This window comes from Pseudomonas sp. GG8, from assembly GCF_052976945.1.
Genome location: NZ_JBRIIP010000001.1, coordinates 1,734,690 through 1,749,056, shown reverse-complemented (window position 1 = coordinate 1,749,056; position 14,367 = coordinate 1,734,690). Strand labels below are relative to the sequence as shown.

The 14,367-nt window shown below is 58.5% G+C and carries 11 protein-coding genes and 1 pseudogene; 5 read left to right on the top strand and 7 right to left on the bottom strand.

Going from position 1 to position 14,367, the window contains the following annotated elements; genetic code table 11:
* Window positions 1-124: 124 nt before the first annotated feature.
* Together ACVBEG_RS08535 and ACVBEG_RS08530 are read right to left on the bottom strand one after the other, a co-directional pair.
* Window positions 125-1,192 carry a hypothetical protein gene (locus ACVBEG_RS08535; protein WP_443690431.1) on the bottom strand — a complete coding sequence of 356 codons (1,068 nt, stop codon included), beginning with the start codon at window positions 1,190-1,192 and terminating at the stop codon, window positions 125-127.
* The gene (locus tag ACVBEG_RS08530) at window positions 1,189-4,890 is read right to left on the bottom strand and encodes a hypothetical protein (RefSeq protein WP_447107573.1); all 3,702 of its coding nucleotides are present in this window, start codon (window positions 4,888-4,890) and stop codon (window positions 1,189-1,191) included. The genes ACVBEG_RS08535 and ACVBEG_RS08530 overlap by 4 nt, the downstream gene beginning before the upstream one ends.
* 240 nt (window positions 4,891-5,130) lie before the next feature.
* On the opposite strand from ACVBEG_RS08530, the gene ACVBEG_RS08525 reads away from it, so the two are divergent.
* Entirely contained in the window at window positions 5,131-6,081 is a 951-nt protein-coding gene (locus ACVBEG_RS08525; RefSeq protein ID WP_322179666.1) for a LysR family transcriptional regulator, read from the top strand.
* Window positions 6,082-6,098: 17 nt separating this feature from the next.
* Here ACVBEG_RS08525 and ACVBEG_RS08520 read toward each other — a convergent pair whose 3' ends face one another.
* On the bottom strand, window positions 6,099-7,817 hold the full coding sequence (locus tag ACVBEG_RS08520; protein WP_447107572.1) for a VRR-NUC domain-containing protein: 1,719 nt from the start codon (window positions 7,815-7,817) through the stop codon (window positions 6,099-6,101).
* Between the two features lie 120 nt (window positions 7,818-7,937).
* Here ACVBEG_RS08520 and ACVBEG_RS08515 point away from each other — a divergent pair, with 120 nt between their 5' ends.
* Entirely contained in the window at window positions 7,938-8,453 is a 516-nt protein-coding gene (locus tag ACVBEG_RS08515) for a nucleoside 2-deoxyribosyltransferase (RefSeq protein WP_322215714.1), read from the top strand.
* A gap of 47 nt (window positions 8,454-8,500) precedes the next feature.
* On the opposite strand, the gene ACVBEG_RS08510 is transcribed toward ACVBEG_RS08515, so the two are convergent.
* A complete protein-coding gene (locus tag ACVBEG_RS08510) occupies window positions 8,501-8,743 on the bottom strand; it encodes a hypothetical protein (protein ID WP_322179669.1) in 243 nt (80 codons plus the stop codon).
* Window positions 8,744-8,953: 210 nt separating this feature from the next.
* Here ACVBEG_RS08510 and ACVBEG_RS08505 point away from each other — a divergent pair, with 210 nt between their 5' ends.
* Entirely contained in the window at window positions 8,954-10,033 is a 1,080-nt protein-coding gene (locus ACVBEG_RS08505; RefSeq protein ID WP_330200484.1) for an AbrB family transcriptional regulator, read from the top strand.
* 57 nt (window positions 10,034-10,090) lie between these two features.
* Here the strand turns inward: ACVBEG_RS08505 and ACVBEG_RS08500 are convergent, their stop codons facing one another.
* Both ACVBEG_RS08500 and ACVBEG_RS08495 read right to left on the bottom strand, forming a co-directional pair.
* Entirely contained in the window at window positions 10,091-11,335 is a 1,245-nt protein-coding gene (locus ACVBEG_RS08500; protein ID WP_447108450.1) for a D-mannose isomerase, read from the bottom strand.
* A gap of 114 nt (window positions 11,336-11,449) precedes the next feature.
* Window positions 11,450-11,758, bottom strand: a pseudogene (locus tag ACVBEG_RS08495) (methyl-accepting chemotaxis protein); the annotation flags it as partial.
* 102 nt (window positions 11,759-11,860) lie between these two features.
* Here ACVBEG_RS08495 and ACVBEG_RS08490 point away from each other — a divergent pair.
* Window positions 11,861-12,343, top strand: a complete 483-nt coding sequence (locus tag ACVBEG_RS08490) for a GFA family protein (RefSeq protein ID WP_322179671.1) — start codon at window positions 11,861-11,863, stop codon at window positions 12,341-12,343.
* A 79-nt stretch (window positions 12,344-12,422) separates the two neighbouring features.
* On the opposite strand, the gene ACVBEG_RS08485 is transcribed toward ACVBEG_RS08490, so the two are convergent.
* Window positions 12,423-13,508 (bottom strand): MBL fold metallo-hydrolase, encoded by a 1,086-nt coding sequence (locus tag ACVBEG_RS08485; protein ID WP_447107571.1) that lies wholly within the window; start codon window positions 13,506-13,508, stop codon window positions 12,423-12,425.
* Window positions 13,509-13,687: 179 nt separating this feature from the next.
* Between ACVBEG_RS08485 and ACVBEG_RS08480 the strand changes: the two genes are divergently transcribed.
* Complete coding sequence (locus tag ACVBEG_RS08480) at window positions 13,688-14,302, top strand: TetR/AcrR family transcriptional regulator (RefSeq protein ID WP_322179673.1); 615 nt, start codon at window positions 13,688-13,690, stop codon at window positions 14,300-14,302.
* Window positions 14,303-14,367: the final 65 nt, after the last annotated feature.

The window sequence follows — 14,367 nt, the reverse complement described above, 5'->3', positions numbered from 1 at the left end:
GACTCGAATAAATTTTAAACTACTGTTTTAAAACGACTTTAAATTTTAATACCAGCATGACTCTGCGCCAGCCGCACAACCTACCACGTTAGGTTACCTGGATGAACCGCCTGACGGTGCTCACTCAGTCGACATACTCCACATACCGCGCCATCAGATTAGGGCGGCGGAAGGTGTCGATCTGATCGATCTGGCCACGCATGTGGTAGAGAGCCCCTTCAAACGTTTCGTCATCCATGTCGATCCACAACCGTGGATTACGGCCGACTTCGCGGTCGTATTGCGCGGTGACGGGGTCGAGGTGGCGGAATTCTTCGTAGCGTGGCAAGTCGGGCAACGGGCGGCTGGTGTCCATGTAGTTCTGCAGAAAATCCCACAGGGCACAGCACAACTCACCAGCGCCCGGTGGAACCAGCGCGCCGAAGTTGATGACGATGTCGCGATAGCGGTGGGCTATGTACAGCACATTCATCGGCAGACCCTGGCGGTCCGGGGTCGTGGCGATATAGGCGTCGAACTCATAGAACGGCGCGGTCAGTTCACCGATAGTGCCGTTCTTTTTGTATTCGCCGTTGTTGTTGTAATCGAACAGCGTGACAAGGCCCGTGCGACGGTTGATCTCCCAGATCGGGCCTCGGGAAGGTTTGACCCAGAGTTTAGGGAGGTAGCGGATGACTAGTGAGGCGAGTGCCCAGCAACCGGCGGGAAGCAAAACAAAAAAACATACGAAAGGAAGGAACTCTATTGAGGTGTGCTCCCAGCTTTTTCCCGTATCAATAGTGATTATGCCAACGTAAGCAAATAGGATTAAAGGGATCATAAACCAAGTAAAAAATTTCCCTCCTCCATATATGTATATCCAGAAGTGCGAACGTCTAGACCACAAAGCAAATCTGAAGCGCTCATGGTCTTCTCGGTGATGAAAGTCCACGTGTTCATAGAGGGCTGGAATGTAAGTACCCAATACCCGTTTCTCTTCCCTCTCCCTTAATAAAAGTTCTTGGCGACGAAGGGTGGCTGGTTTTCTTCCGGTCATGAGATTGTCAGGGGCAACCTCTTGCGTCATGCCCCACGGCAACCGCACCTTGGCAAAATGTCGGATCCACGACCGTTCTGCCGAAGGCGGTTGGCTGGGAATCTGATCAGAGCGGTAGGCTGTAGGCGCGTAATAAGTTGAGTTCATGGCCGTCATTCGCCGCTCCGCGCTTTATGGGTGGTTTCATCGGCCCAGAACAGCTGTTCGACTTTCTCAAAGTTCGGTTTGGCGTGAGCCGGGCCAAAGGGCGTAGGGTCTTTTGGCATTGGTGCAGGGAACACCCAGGTTGAACTGCCATCGGTCACTATCAGTTGGGCGCGGACCTTCCATACAGCGTGTACCGACACGGAGTCGTTCGAGTGCGAGGCTTCGATGCGCGTGTTCAGGGGGGTCTCGACGAATATCTCCAAGGCATCGGGCAATCGCCGGTAGGCATTGGGCTTCGCCTCGGGGAATAGCTGGGTTTCCTCGTGAGTCTGCCCATTCAAGCGGTCATGAAGTCTGCGCACTTTCAGCATCGCGCACGAGACCGTGAGGCTGAGGTCACCAAGCCCGGTCAGCAGGCCGGGCAAGTTGCTCTCGATGCGGATGCAGGTATCCGCTCTGCGTACCTCAACGGGCACCGGATTCCATTCTTGGTGGTAGGCGGGGAGTGTGTATTCCGGGTTGTGCTCAACAGTGATCCGAATGTCGGCGAATAAACTGACCAGGTAGTAGAAGGCTTGCTCTGGGTCTTGCAGGTGTGAAATTCGGCCACTGTCAGGCCCGAATGGACCCGCGCGGAGCCAGTCTTCGATGGGTGAAGCACTCAGCCAGTAAACGATGCCTACGCCAACGCTGATCGCTATCAACGTGATCCAGCCCATTGGGCCTAAGCCAAGGAAGGTGGCGCCACCGACCATCAAGGTGCTGGCAATGCCGGTCAAGCCACCCGCAGCCATCAGCAGATGACCCCACATGGCATCGTCTCCCCATTGATAGGCATGCCAGGCGTCGTAGAGGTTGAGGCCGACAAAAATCGATCCTGCACCGATCTGAGCGAGCAAGCGCCCTGTAAACTCCTTCAAGAAGTGCTTACTCAATGGGCCAAGAACTCGCTCTGCTGAGGTTTCGGAAATAGTGAATAGCGTCTTGCGAGCTGCGGCTAGAACAGATTGGCTACCTACTAGCTTTACGGTTAAAGCTTCCATCGCAATTGTTAAATCAGCTCCAGCGCCTAATAGACCTAATCCAACCCTGCCCCCTCCCTTCTCTCTATAGGCCAGTTCTCGACTGTTCCACTCACTCCTCAAATTCCACAACTCCAACATCCCCACCGCCGCCGCAAACGGTGTCGAGTTCAGCGCCCGATACATCCACTCGCTCTGCAATCCATTCCGGCTCTTCACCGCATCCTGTATGGCCGTTCCCTTGGTGGTGACCTGCTCGGCCATATTCAGTTGCCACGCCGCATTGACCCGTTGGTTCACTCCGCTGATCAGTCGCGCCATCCGATGATCGCGGGGCATGGCGATGACGACGGTATTGGCTCGCAGGTCGCCTCCGGTGCGGTAATGCTCCTGGTCAACCTTCGACGACCCGGAGGGGCCTCGATAGTCGAGGTGAGGCCGTCGCAGGCGTTCTGGCATCTCCGGCAGGTCGGTCAGGCCGAATACGTAGTAGTTCTTGTTTCTCGCCTCTTGGTGGCGAATGAAGTGTGCATCGCCAAAGGCCCCCGGCAGCATGCTGCGCAGTTGCGCCAAGGCCCGCTGACGTTGGCGCATGTTCAGCGCCGGGGCTGGGCGTTCGGCGCCAGGGACCGGAATGTGTTGGGTTGCGTTTAGCGCCTGTTCCGCCACATCCACCGAGCCTTGCAGGTTTTCGTGGAAGCTGATCAAGGTCGCCGCGACGACTTTCAGGGTGCCGGTCAGGGTGTTGTTGAGGCTGCCACTTTCCAGCAAACCTGCCAGTAAATGGGCGTCGAGCGTATTGAGTGGCTTGGCATCGACGGCGTCGCCGCTGACGGCCCCAAGCAGCGCGTTCGGCCGAAACAGACCATTGCCGTCATTGATGTCTGCGACCGTGGGCTGAACATACGGCGCGTCCATATCTTGCTGTGCGAGGTCGGGCCACAACATCACATGCAGCGCATGCTTTTCATCGTTAGCAATCTGGCTGATCAGCTGTTGCCCGACACTGACCTTAGTTTTGTAGAGGCTGATGCCGGTCACCGCGTCAGTGACATCGCCGTTGACCGCAAAGGGGTCCATTTGCGCGGGGGTCATGGCGAGGCTGGCGAACAGCCGACTGACGAAGTGCATGGCCGCGACGTAGTCGAAACCGTCGAGGCTCAGGTGATCGGCCAGGGCTTGCTCGGTTTCCGGTTGCTGCAGGGCATCGCTCAACAGCGCCTGACTCATGTCCAGCTGGCGCCAGAGTTGCGCTCGTTCGCCAGTGGCGGTGAAGCGGTTGATGTCGATCCGGCCCTGCTCCTTGAGCTTCTCCATACTCTGGTACAACGGGTTTTTCTGCCCACCCAAAGTCTGCGGCACGATCAATTGTTGCACCAGCAGCGCGCTGGCGTGATGGGCGTAATGGCTGGCGCGCTGGGCGCACAGGTGCAGCAGGTGTTGCTGGTCGTGAATCCGCGTCTGTACGTGGCGCAGACGATAGTGCGAGTCGTGCAGCAGCACGCCGTATAGCTCGCGTTTTCGTGCACTTAACAGCGCGTCGGCCACCGCCGGCTGCGCTTGCCAGAACTCATCGGCGATCTGGGTTTCGGGATCGCACACCTGTTCCAGCCAATGGGCCCAGGCGCCGGTTTCCACGGAGGTTGGCTGATAGGCCACTTCGCCCTTTTCACAGCGAACCACATGCTGGCGTGCTGCGCTCAAGGCAATGGCCGGGAACTGCCCGCTCAGGTCGCACAGGTAACGGCCCGGCTGGTCGAGCAGCCATTCGTAACCGGGTTGGCGGGCGCGTTGTGCGGCGACCAGGCTGACCGGGAAGGCGTGCTGCTTGAGGTTAAGCCAGGCAACATGCGCCGCGCCCGCCGCAGACTGGTTGGCCGCGTCATAGGCGTCGAATGCGCTGAACGCGTCGAGCATTGCCACGCCGTCCGGTTTGTCGAGGAATACGCGTTTGAACTTATCTCGCGAACTGCGCAAGTCCGGGCTTTGGCAGCGTTGTGCGCGCGCTTTCGGGTCTTGCTCAAGACGTCGCAAGCGCGGCCCGCTGAGCTGCACCTCGCTGAAACAGAGCTGCGGCGACACCTGCTGATCGTTCCAGCTGGACGGCAACCAGATGTCCTCCAGCGCCTGCCCGGTGGCCAGTCGAGGGCCCTCCTCGATCTCGTCGCCCATGCGATAACGGTTGAGGTCGATGTCGTGATACGTGGTCTGCTCGTCTGCGACCCGCACCTCCAGCTCGCGCCACAGCCGATCGCCCAAAAAGACATAAATGAACCCTGCGCGGCACAACACCGGCGTGCCGTGATCGTGGGCGCTGTTGGCGCCGGGCAGCGCAACGAAGGGCACCACCGGCACGATCTGATTCCACTGCGCGTCGAACTGGCGCAGGGTGATCGCGACCTCGGGCAAGAGCAGGCGAATGGGACTGCCTTCGACCGAGTCGATCTCCAGCCACAGGCGGTGAGTGTAGTGATCCTTCCAGCTCCAGACGTGCAGGGCGCTGTCCACAAAGTAGGGCTTTTTCAGCGTTTCAGGCTTGTCTTCGGCAGTCAGGGTGTCCAGGCGTTTTCCGGCGTGGTCATAAAACGCCAGGCGCTGACTGGCCGGATGTTGGTTGCCGGTGACCTGTACGATCAATTTATTGATTTCGCAGCATGGGCCGTCACTCAATGTGCTTTTGGCCATATAAGGACTCCTCCATTCAGGTTTCGAGGAAACGAAGCCTGAATGAAAGTGTGCAGGGAGTCTGTCGGACTCAGCAGAGAAGATCAGTGGGACTTTTCCCTGTTCGGAGGACTCATCTACAACCAATGGACTCGAGCGCGAGCCCAAGCCGCTCAAGCCCGCTGTAGACGGGGGGCGATGCAGTTTCCTAAACTGTCGCCTGCGATCGCGCGATGGGTGTAGATCTGGGGGCAGCAACTGATGAACCGCAATGAATTGCGCAAGGCTGACATCAACTTGATGGTGGTCTTCGAAACCCTGATGCAAGAGCGCAATGTGACACGGGCCGCGCAAAAACTTTTTCTCGGGCAGCCGACGATCAGCGCTGCACTTAACCGCCTGCGAGTATTGTTCAACGACCCATTGTTTATCCGGATCGGCCATCGCATGGAACCGACCGCACGGGCCGAGGAAATCATCCTGCACCTGTCGCCTGCGCTGGACGCCATGTCAGTGGCGCTGAGCCTGAGCCACGACTTCGATCCCGCAGTCAGCACCATGACTTTTCGCATAGGCCTGTCCGACGATGTCGAGTTTGGCCTGCTGCCGCCCTTGTTGCGCGCCTTGCGCCAGGAAGCGCCGCAGATCGTGTGCGTGATCAAGCATGTGGACTCCTGGCGCATCCCGGACATGCTGGCCTCGGGAGAGATCACCATCGGCGTCAGCCAGACCCGTGAGCTGCCGGCCAACGCCAAGCGCAAGCTGCTCAGGCAAACCAAGCCAAGGGTGCTGCGCGCCGATGCATCATCGACCCCGCTGACCCTGGATGAGTACTGCTCACGCCCGCACGTCGTGGTCTCCCACATCGCCAATGTCAGCGGCTTTGCTGACGAATGGCTCAAGGCGATCGGCCGCAAGCGCCACGTGGTGCTGGCGATTCCGCAGTACAGCACCTTGCCCGCCCTGATGGCCGGTACCGACTTGCTGGCAAACTTGCCCGACTACACGGCAACCGCCATGTCGGCCGCCTCCAGCCTGCTGTTCGATGAGCCCCTGCCCTTCATGACGCCGACCCTCGACCTGTCGATGGTCTGGCTGAGCATCAATGACACCGACCCGGCCGAACGCTGGCTGCGCTCACGCTTGGAATCGTTCATGAGCAACATGCAGCAAGAAACGCCCGTCACCGCTGGCGCAGTCTTTGGCGTTTAGCCAAAGCTCCCGGTGACTCAGTCGGTCGGCACCGGACTGACCACTGGTGCCCACTGCACATAACACACCACCACGGGCATCCCGTGCTCGGCACAGAAATCCAGCCAGCGCAGTTGGTTGTCCTGCAGGCGGTCGCCCGGCCCTTTGACTTCGATCATGCGATAGCGCTGCTCGTCCGGGTAAAACTGGATCAGGTCCGGCATACCCGTGCGATTGGCTTTGATGTCCAACAGCAGACGCCGAAACCAATGCCGCAGGTGATCAGCGGGCAAACAATGCAGTGCGTGTTCCAGCAGCTCTTCTGACAGGCTGCCCCAAAAAACGAAGGGCGATTGCAGACCGTATTTGGTTTTGAAGTGCCGGTGAATGGTGGTCTTGTAGGCGTCCGAATCCAGCTGTTCCAGACACTCGCTGAACAACCCGGCCCGGCGCTGATAGAAATCCGGGCTGTAGAGATCGCTGGGAGCACTCTGGAACGGGTGAAAAAACGCGCCCGGCAGCGGCGCAAAAATCGCCGGCCAACACAGCAAGCCAAACAAGGAATTGATCAGTGCGTTCTCGACGTAATGCACCGGCCCTGCCTGATCGCCCAAATGCACTTGGATCAAGCGCTCAACAGAGGTATCAGCCGAGGGCGTCACCACCACGTCGAGTCGACTCAAGGCTCGCGTGCGCCGCTGACGCTCGACCGACAAACCCAGCTTGCGCTGCAAACGCGGGAGTATCCGCAATAGATGCTGCGCTTCGGCATCACTTTCAGGCGCCGCTTGAGCCTGTTCGAGCAAGGCCATGGCTTGCTCATAGTCGGCACTGAGTTCCAGCACTCGAAGCCGCCGTGAACGCGCCCCAGGGTAGTCACATCGCTGATACACACTCAATGCCAGCGGCCAATCCTGAACGCGCTCCGCCTGTTGGCCGATCCGAAACAACAGTTTGGCCCGGCGCATCCGCAGCCATGCATTATCGGTGCCGATGGCGATGATCTGCCGGGCCAGGTCCTGCAGGTCATGGCCCTCTTCAAGCCCTTGACGGCAAGCATGCAAGTGCAGGCAAGTATCGATGTCCGACCGCTCGGTGAGGCCTCGGGAATCCAGCGAAAACTCGACCTTTTCATAGCGATAGATACCCAGGTCAGCCAGCACAAATTCAGACCACTCCTGACTCAGGTTGCCAAAATACAGCAACCGCAATCGATCACAGATGGGCATGACGGTGAGGCCGAAGATCACGTCCTCACACCCGGCAAACCACTGCTCCAGCGTTTGCCGCTGTTCGTAGTGCGGCTGCAGTCTCATCAACAGGTCGGTCTTTTTCTCCGTGCTTTTTATCGCATGCGCCTGGAAACAGGCAGTCAACTCTGACTTGCGCAGCAGCCCGAATAACACCTCCAGACTGATGGCCGGGTACTGGTCGACCCAGCCATTCTCGAGCAACGGCATGACCGCGTCCCGCACCGCGCCAAGCTCCGGATAGCTCAGCTTGCTTGCTCGAAACAATGTGCCCTTGCGCATGACCATCCGCACCAGCAAACCCTGAGCCGTTTTCGGCAAACCGGCAAAATCGACGATAAATTGCCGTTCCTGCTCATCGAGCAGGTCGTCGTAACGCTGAGCGATCCACTCCAGCACCTGATGGAAGTTTTCCAGGTAATAAAACGGGTTTTCGAGGGGCGAGGTGTTCACGGTTTGAGGTTCACGCAACGTTTTTTGGAAGTCGTCAGGATACTGGTTATCCATACAGATTCCAGCATTGCATTCACATCAACTGCATTCGACTGATCAGTGGCGTGCAATGGTGACGCGCGACCAGCGCAGCTGACGATAGAATTGCCCTACGTACGATCTCAAGGTACCGACATGAACCAGAACACAACGCCACTCATCTATCTGGCCGGCTTCGATGTCTTCAGGCCGGACGCCATTGAGCATGGCCGTTACCTCAAGGCGCTGTGTGCCGCCCACGGCATGCAAGGGCTGTATCCGTTCGACAATGAGGTCACCCCCGACCTGACCCCAGAGGCAACCGCGCGCCTGATCTGCTCGATGAATATCGAGATGATCCAGCGCTGCACGGCGGTACTTGCCAACCTGAATGTATTTCGCGGCCTCGAGCCGGACTCGGGTACCGCCTTCGAAGTCGGCATGGCAGTGGGACTGGGCAAACCGGTGTGGGCTTACTTCGATCCGGTCGATTCACTGCGCGCGCTGGTGGCCCATGATGCTCAGGGGATAGATGCCCAAGGCTTTGTGGTGGAAGACTTCGGCCTGCCGCGCAACTTGATGCTGGCGTGTACATGGGCCGGCGCCAGTGAGACGGCGGAAGAGGCTGCGGCAGGTCTGGCGCGGTATCTGGTGGGCCATAAACAACCGTGACCTATAGACAATCCGTGTCGGGGATAACCCGGATTGCCTGATAGCCCTCAACTCAAGGTAGACGACCCCACATCCCCGCTGATGGTCGAGTCGAGTTTTTCCGCATCAATGAACTCTTCCAGACCCAGCTCTTCGAGGTCGAGGTCACCTTCCGGGTCGCTGTCGTCATCGGCGTCGGAATCATTCAACGGCGATTGATCGCCGCCGAAATGAGGTTCCGTTTCGGTAAAAAATACAGGTGCCGTTGTTTGCACTGACATGTGTTCCGCTGCGTGTGGGTCAACATTCATCGAGTCCGCCTCCCTCCCTGCATCCTGAATTAATAGCGTGGTCTGCCCATGCCAGAGTAATAGGTGAGATCGCGAAGACCCCTATTGATCAACTAAAGTTATCGATTCATGACTATTAGAAAATAGACGTGATCGATTGCACTGTCGATACTACTCCTCGTTGCGTTGGCAAATAGTCCATGAGGAAAGCCAACGCCTTGGAGAACTTCTGTGTCACGCGCTTCCGCTCTATCGCTGCATACGCTCCCCCCACTCGTGCAATGGCTCGGCTTGGCTCTGCTGGCAGGCGCCTTTGGTCAATTGCTCAAGTTTTGTGAAATCCCCGCTGCATTGTTTCTTGGGCCGATGCTGACGGCGATTCTGTTTGGCGTATCCGGTGCGTCGATCCGCCTGCACAGGCAAGCCTTTCGCCTGAGTCAGGGGTGTGTCGGAATGCTGGTGGCGCACGCCATGACGATTTCAGTACTGACCACTGTCGCTCAGTCCTGGCATGTGATGCTGTTCGCCACCGCATTGACTGTCCTGCTAAGCGCGCTGGTCGGAATTGGGCTGGTGCGCTTTGCTGGCATAGAAGGCAGTACCGCAGCATGGGGTACCGCGCCAGGTGCTGCCTCGGCGATGGTTACCATGTCCGAGGACTATGGCGCGGATTCGCGGGTGGTCGCGACCATGCAATACGTGCGCGTGGTGTGCGTGGTGATGGTCGGCGCACTGGTCAGCGGCCTGCTCGGCGTGGACAGCGGCGTGCACGAGATGCAGAGCAGCGCCGTGGCACTACAGGGTTCAAATGCACTCAACATCATCCTGAGCGTTGCGGCGATCGCGGTCGGTGTGGTGCTGAGCACGCGGATCCCCGCAGGCGCGTTGCTGCTGCCCCTACTGATCGGTGGCGCCCTGCAACTGAGCGGGCTGTTACAAATCACCCTGCCGCCCTGGCTGCTGGCACTTGCCTATGGCGCCATTGGTTGCTACATCGGCCTGCGCTTCGACCGTGCGACGATTCGCTATGTATGGCAACGCCTGCCAGCGATGATCTGCGGCTCGCTATTGGTTATCTCCTTGTGCTCGCTGTCCGCCTGGTTGATCGCCGAACTGATGGACAAGGACTTTCTGTCGGTGTATCTCGCCACCAGCCCAGGCGGCCTGGACGCCATGTCGATCATTGCCGTCGATACTCACTCGGATGTCGGCTTCGTGCTCGCCATGCAGACTTTGCGCCTGTTCGGCGTGATCGCCACGGGGAGTTTTTTCGCCCGGCAGATCATCAGATTGACGGCGAAAATCGCCTGAGGTGTCGACCCTGACTTTGATCTCTCGCGTAAACCTGAATCAGACTGAACAGGGGCCTCAACCCAGCCGTGCAAGGGCTGTTGCCAAACTTGGCGCCAAGGCCAATACCGGCAGCAAGGTTGCCTGATAGGCATGGTAAAGGTCCGGTTTACCTGGCCAGATATCCGCACTGGGTTGGTTGTACGGGTTCAGTTCATGGCGCCAGCTGCCATGTTCGCGGTCGATGAAGAAGGTCTCGTTGAACTCCCAAAACCGTCGATACCAGTCTTCGTACTGTTTTTCCCCCGTACGCCGCAGCAGTGCCGCAGCCGATGCGCAGGCTTCCGCGTGCGTCCAGTGCAGGCGATGACGCACCACTGGGCGATTTTCCCAGTCCAGGGTGTAGACGATGCCGGGCGCGCCATCGACGTCCCAACCATGGCGACAGGCACCGGCAAACAGACGCTTGGCATCCTCCAGCAGCCAGGGCGGCGTAGGCAGCTTCGCGCGCTGACGTGCGGCCTCAAGGTGCAGCAACAAACGCGACCACTCAAACGCATGCCCCGGCGTGGTGCCGAAGGGCCGAAAACCATCCGCGGGGTTGTCCTGGTTGTAATCGGGAAGCGGCTGCCATTGCAGGCTGAAATGCTCAACCACCTGAAAGTCATTGGCGGCGGCATGGGTATGAATCACCCGCTCGACGATACTCAATGCGCGGTCCAGCCACTTGCTGTCGCCGGTGACATCGGCCAACGCCAGAAACGCCTCAGTGCCGTGCATGTTGCTGTTGGCGCCGCGATAGGCTTCTTCATCGCTCCAGTCTCGAGCGAAGGACTCGCGTATCGCACCTTCTTCCGCGCTCCAGAAACGAGTCTCCAGCACCCGTATCGCCTCGGCCAGCAACTCGTCCGCACCGGGACGCCCCGCCACCACCGCCGAGCTGGCCGCCAGCGCGACGAACGCGTGCAGGTAAGCCGCTTTACCGGTTTTGGCTCCCTCGCACAAAGGTGTCGCAAACCAGCCACCCTGCTCGGCATCGCGCAACGGACCGTTCAGCGCCGCAATCCCGTGATCGACCAGCGCGGCAAAGCCGGGAATACCGCGAATATGGGCAAGGGCAAAGCTGTGGGTCATCCGTGCCGTGTTCATGGTTTCGGCCCGAGCATTGTCAGGCAGACATCCCCGGTCACTCAGATTGCCGAAGCCTTGCGGCACCTGCGCCGCCTTGGCAAAAGCCAGCAACCTATTGCCTTCCATCGACAGCCAGGCCGTATGCCCCGGTGCCTGCAACCAAATGCTGAATCCGCGTTTTCCCTCATCCATTTGTTGTTTTACCTCTGTCGATGAGCAGGATCTAAAGGCCAGATCATGCTTGCCGACGTTGGCCTGAGCAAGGGCCGGTATGTCACGCAACGTCACATACCATCAGCCGGCGTCTCAGACCCGGAACCGCGTCACCACCTCACTCAACTCTGCGGCCAAACGCGAAAGCTCATGGCTGGACGTGCTGATCTGATGGGCGCCCGTAGCCGATTGCAGAGACAGGTCGCGGATGTTGACGATGTTGCGATCAACTTCGCGGGCAACCTGCGCCTGCTCTTCAGCAGCACTGGCGATGACCATGTTGCGCTGGGAAATCTGATTGATCGACTCGGTGATGTCGGCCAGCGACTCGCCGGCGCGGGCAGCTTCGATGGCGGCGTTCAAGGCCTGCAAGTTGGTCTGCTCGGCAATCGAGCGGATCACCCGACGAACGCCATCACGCAAAAGCCTTAATCTGCTTGTCTAGACGTTAGGTGTGCAGAAAAAGTGGCACCCCGTCAACGTTGGCTCAAGGAGGCTTTTGCCATGCATCTGGAAGGTTCCTGTCATTGCGGCGCGGTCGAGTTCAGCCTCAACAGCGCTCATCCGTATCCCTATCAGCGCTGTTACTGCTCAATCTGCCGCAAGACTCAGGGCGGCGGCGGTTACTCGATCAACCTTGGCGGTGACGCCAGCAGCCTTAAGGTCAACGGGCGCGAACATATCGCCATCTATCACGCACGAATGAGGCTCGATCATCAGACGCATATCAGCAATGCCGAGCGGCATTTCTGCAAGCTCTGCGGCAGCGGGTTATGGTTGTTCAGCCCGGACTGGCCAACGCTGATTCACCCGTTTGCCTCGGCCATCGATACCCCGCTACCCGTGCCGCCGGAACACACGCACATATTGCTCGACTCAAAAGCCTCCTGGGTCGAGGTCAATGTGCGGCCCGGCGACAAGGAGTTCGACGGCTACCCGGAAGAGTCCCTTAAGCAATGGCACGAGCGGCTCGGCTTGAGCCGCTGACGCCAGTAACGGTATTCGATAATCGAATTTCAGTGTGGAGATGACCTCCACCCTATAGCGTCCTCAGGTGCATGAGGACTCAAACCTGTCGGCGGTGGCCTTGGGGTTCGGCAGCGTCCGGGCTGTAAGTTTCGATCACCCCCTCCACGCCCAACCACCACGCATGCCCGCGACTGGGGTATTGCAGGTAAAACGGCTGGCCCATTTGCGGCGTGCTGATGGTGATGTTCTTTTCCCAGGCCAGGGCCAGGATCCTGTCGAAGGGTTCGTGCCAGGCATGCATCGCCAGATCGAACGTACCGTTGTGGATCGGTAATAACCAGCGGCCACGCAAGTCGATATGGGCCTGCAAGGTTTGCTCGGGTTGCATGTGCACGTCCGGCCAGTCGACGTTATAGGCACCTGTTTCCATCAAGGTCAGGTCGAACGGCCCGTACTGCTCGCCAATGTGTTTGAAGCCATCGAAGTAACCCGTATCACCACTAAAAAAAATCCGCTGATCGTCGTCGATCATCACCCATGATGCCCACAACGAACGATTGCCATCACGCAGGGTACGGCCTGAAAAATGCTGCGACGGCGTTGCGACAAAACGCATGCCGTCGATTTCAGTGGAGTGCCACCAGTCCAGTTGCTGCACTTTTTGCGCAGGGACGCCCCACTTGATAAGGGTGTCACCTACGCCGACAGGTGCCAGGAAATGCTCGGTCTTGTGCGCCAATGCTTTGATCGTCATGTGATCGAGGTGGTCGTAATGGTTGTGCGAAAGGATCACCGCCTTGAGCGGCGGCAACTCTTCAAGGCTGATAGGCGGCTGATGAAAACGTTGCGGCCCAGCCCATTGCACCGGTGAAGCACGCTCGGCGAACACCGGGTCGGTCAGCCAGAATTGATTGCGCAATTTGAGCAGCACCGTGGAATGCCCAAGGCGGAAGACGCTGTTATTGGGTGCTGCCAGCAATTGCTGACGCGACAGGGTCTGCACCGGAATCTCCCCCACCGGCCGGGTATGCGCCGGTTTGTTAAAGAGGGCGTTCCAAAAAATGCGCAACGTCTTCAGAAAGCCTATCCGGTTCATTGGCGAGTGGTTACGATAACGTCCCTCGTGCAGCCGAGAGGCCCGTGATCGGGCAACGTCATCTGAATCTCGTGGTGGCTTGGTCATGACAAACTGACTCCAAGGGGCGGATGGAGGTTCCTGCATCCGCACGCATGAGGATGGCAGCGAGAATAAAGATCGGGAGCAACTACACTACACAGTGTAGTTTCAAGCTTGCAACATGTCAGATGACAAGTAAACTGCCGAGTGTAAAAATTTTTACTCCGCCAGTCTGAAGCGAACCTATGAAAGCCCCTCTACGCCTGACCGACCGTAAACGTGAAGCCATTGTTCAGGCAGCTATTGCCGAGTTTCGCGCCAACGGGTTCGAGGTCACCAGCATGGACAAAATTGCCGCATTGGCTGAGGTGTCCAAGCGCACGGTGTACAACCACTTCCCGAGCAAAGAGGAACTCTTCTCCGAAATTCTCCAGCAGTTATGGATCAGCAGCGCCGATCGTCTGGACATGACCTATCACCCTGAGCGCCCGCTGCGCGATCAGCTCCAAGAGCTGCTGGTGTCGAAAATGCAGATGCTGGCTGACAGCAACTTTCTCGATCTGGCGCGAGTGGCCATTGCCGCGACGATCCACTCCCCCGAACGCGCGCAAAACATGGTCTCCCGCCTCAATGAGCGCGAAGAAAGCTTTACCGCCTGGATCTGCGCTGCCCAGGCAGACGGTCGTTTCAAGGCCGTCGACCCGCGTTTCGCCGCCACCCAGATTCATGCATTGCTCAAGGCCTTCGCTTTCTGGCCGCAGATCACTCTGGGTGCTCCGGCTTTGGCCCCTGCCGCCCAGATGTCAGTGGTCGAATCGGCACTGGACCTGTTTCTGGGCGGGTACGAAATACCGGCCTGATGGTGGGCTGACGACTTTCTATGGAAAGTGTAATATTGCACGCTCAGCACAATGAATCAGTGAGC

What these genes read in the sequence shown, in the direction of transcription:
- ACVBEG_RS08510 (WP_322179669.1), bottom strand. Translation starts at nt 8,743, where the DNA reads ATGAATGTTGACCCACACGCAGCGGAACACATGTCAGTGCAAACAACG.
- ACVBEG_RS08500 (WP_447108450.1), bottom strand. Translation starts at nt 11,335, where the DNA reads ATGGATGAGGGAAAACGCGGATTCAGCATTTGGTTGCAGGCACCGGGG.
- ACVBEG_RS08515 (WP_322215714.1), top strand. Translation starts at nt 7,938, where the DNA reads ATGAACCAGAACACAACGCCACTCATCTATCTGGCCGGCTTCGATGTC.
- ACVBEG_RS08530 (WP_447107573.1), bottom strand. Translation starts at nt 4,890, where the DNA reads ATGGCCAAAAGCACATTGAGTGACGGCCCATGCTGCGAAATCAATAAA.
- ACVBEG_RS08525 (WP_322179666.1), top strand. Translation starts at nt 5,131, where the DNA reads ATGAACCGCAATGAATTGCGCAAGGCTGACATCAACTTGATGGTGGTC.
- ACVBEG_RS08485 (WP_447107571.1), bottom strand. Translation starts at nt 13,508, where the DNA reads ATGACCAAGCCACCACGAGATTCAGATGACGTTGCCCGATCACGGGCC.
- ACVBEG_RS08480 (WP_322179673.1), top strand. Translation starts at nt 13,688, where the DNA reads ATGAAAGCCCCTCTACGCCTGACCGACCGTAAACGTGAAGCCATTGTT.
- ACVBEG_RS08490 (WP_322179671.1), top strand. Translation starts at nt 11,861, where the DNA reads ATGCATCTGGAAGGTTCCTGTCATTGCGGCGCGGTCGAGTTCAGCCTC.
- ACVBEG_RS08535 (WP_443690431.1), bottom strand. Translation starts at nt 1,192, where the DNA reads ATGACGGCCATGAACTCAACTTATTACGCGCCTACAGCCTACCGCTCT.
- ACVBEG_RS08520 (WP_447107572.1), bottom strand. Translation starts at nt 7,817, where the DNA reads ATGGATAACCAGTATCCTGACGACTTCCAAAAAACGTTGCGTGAACCT.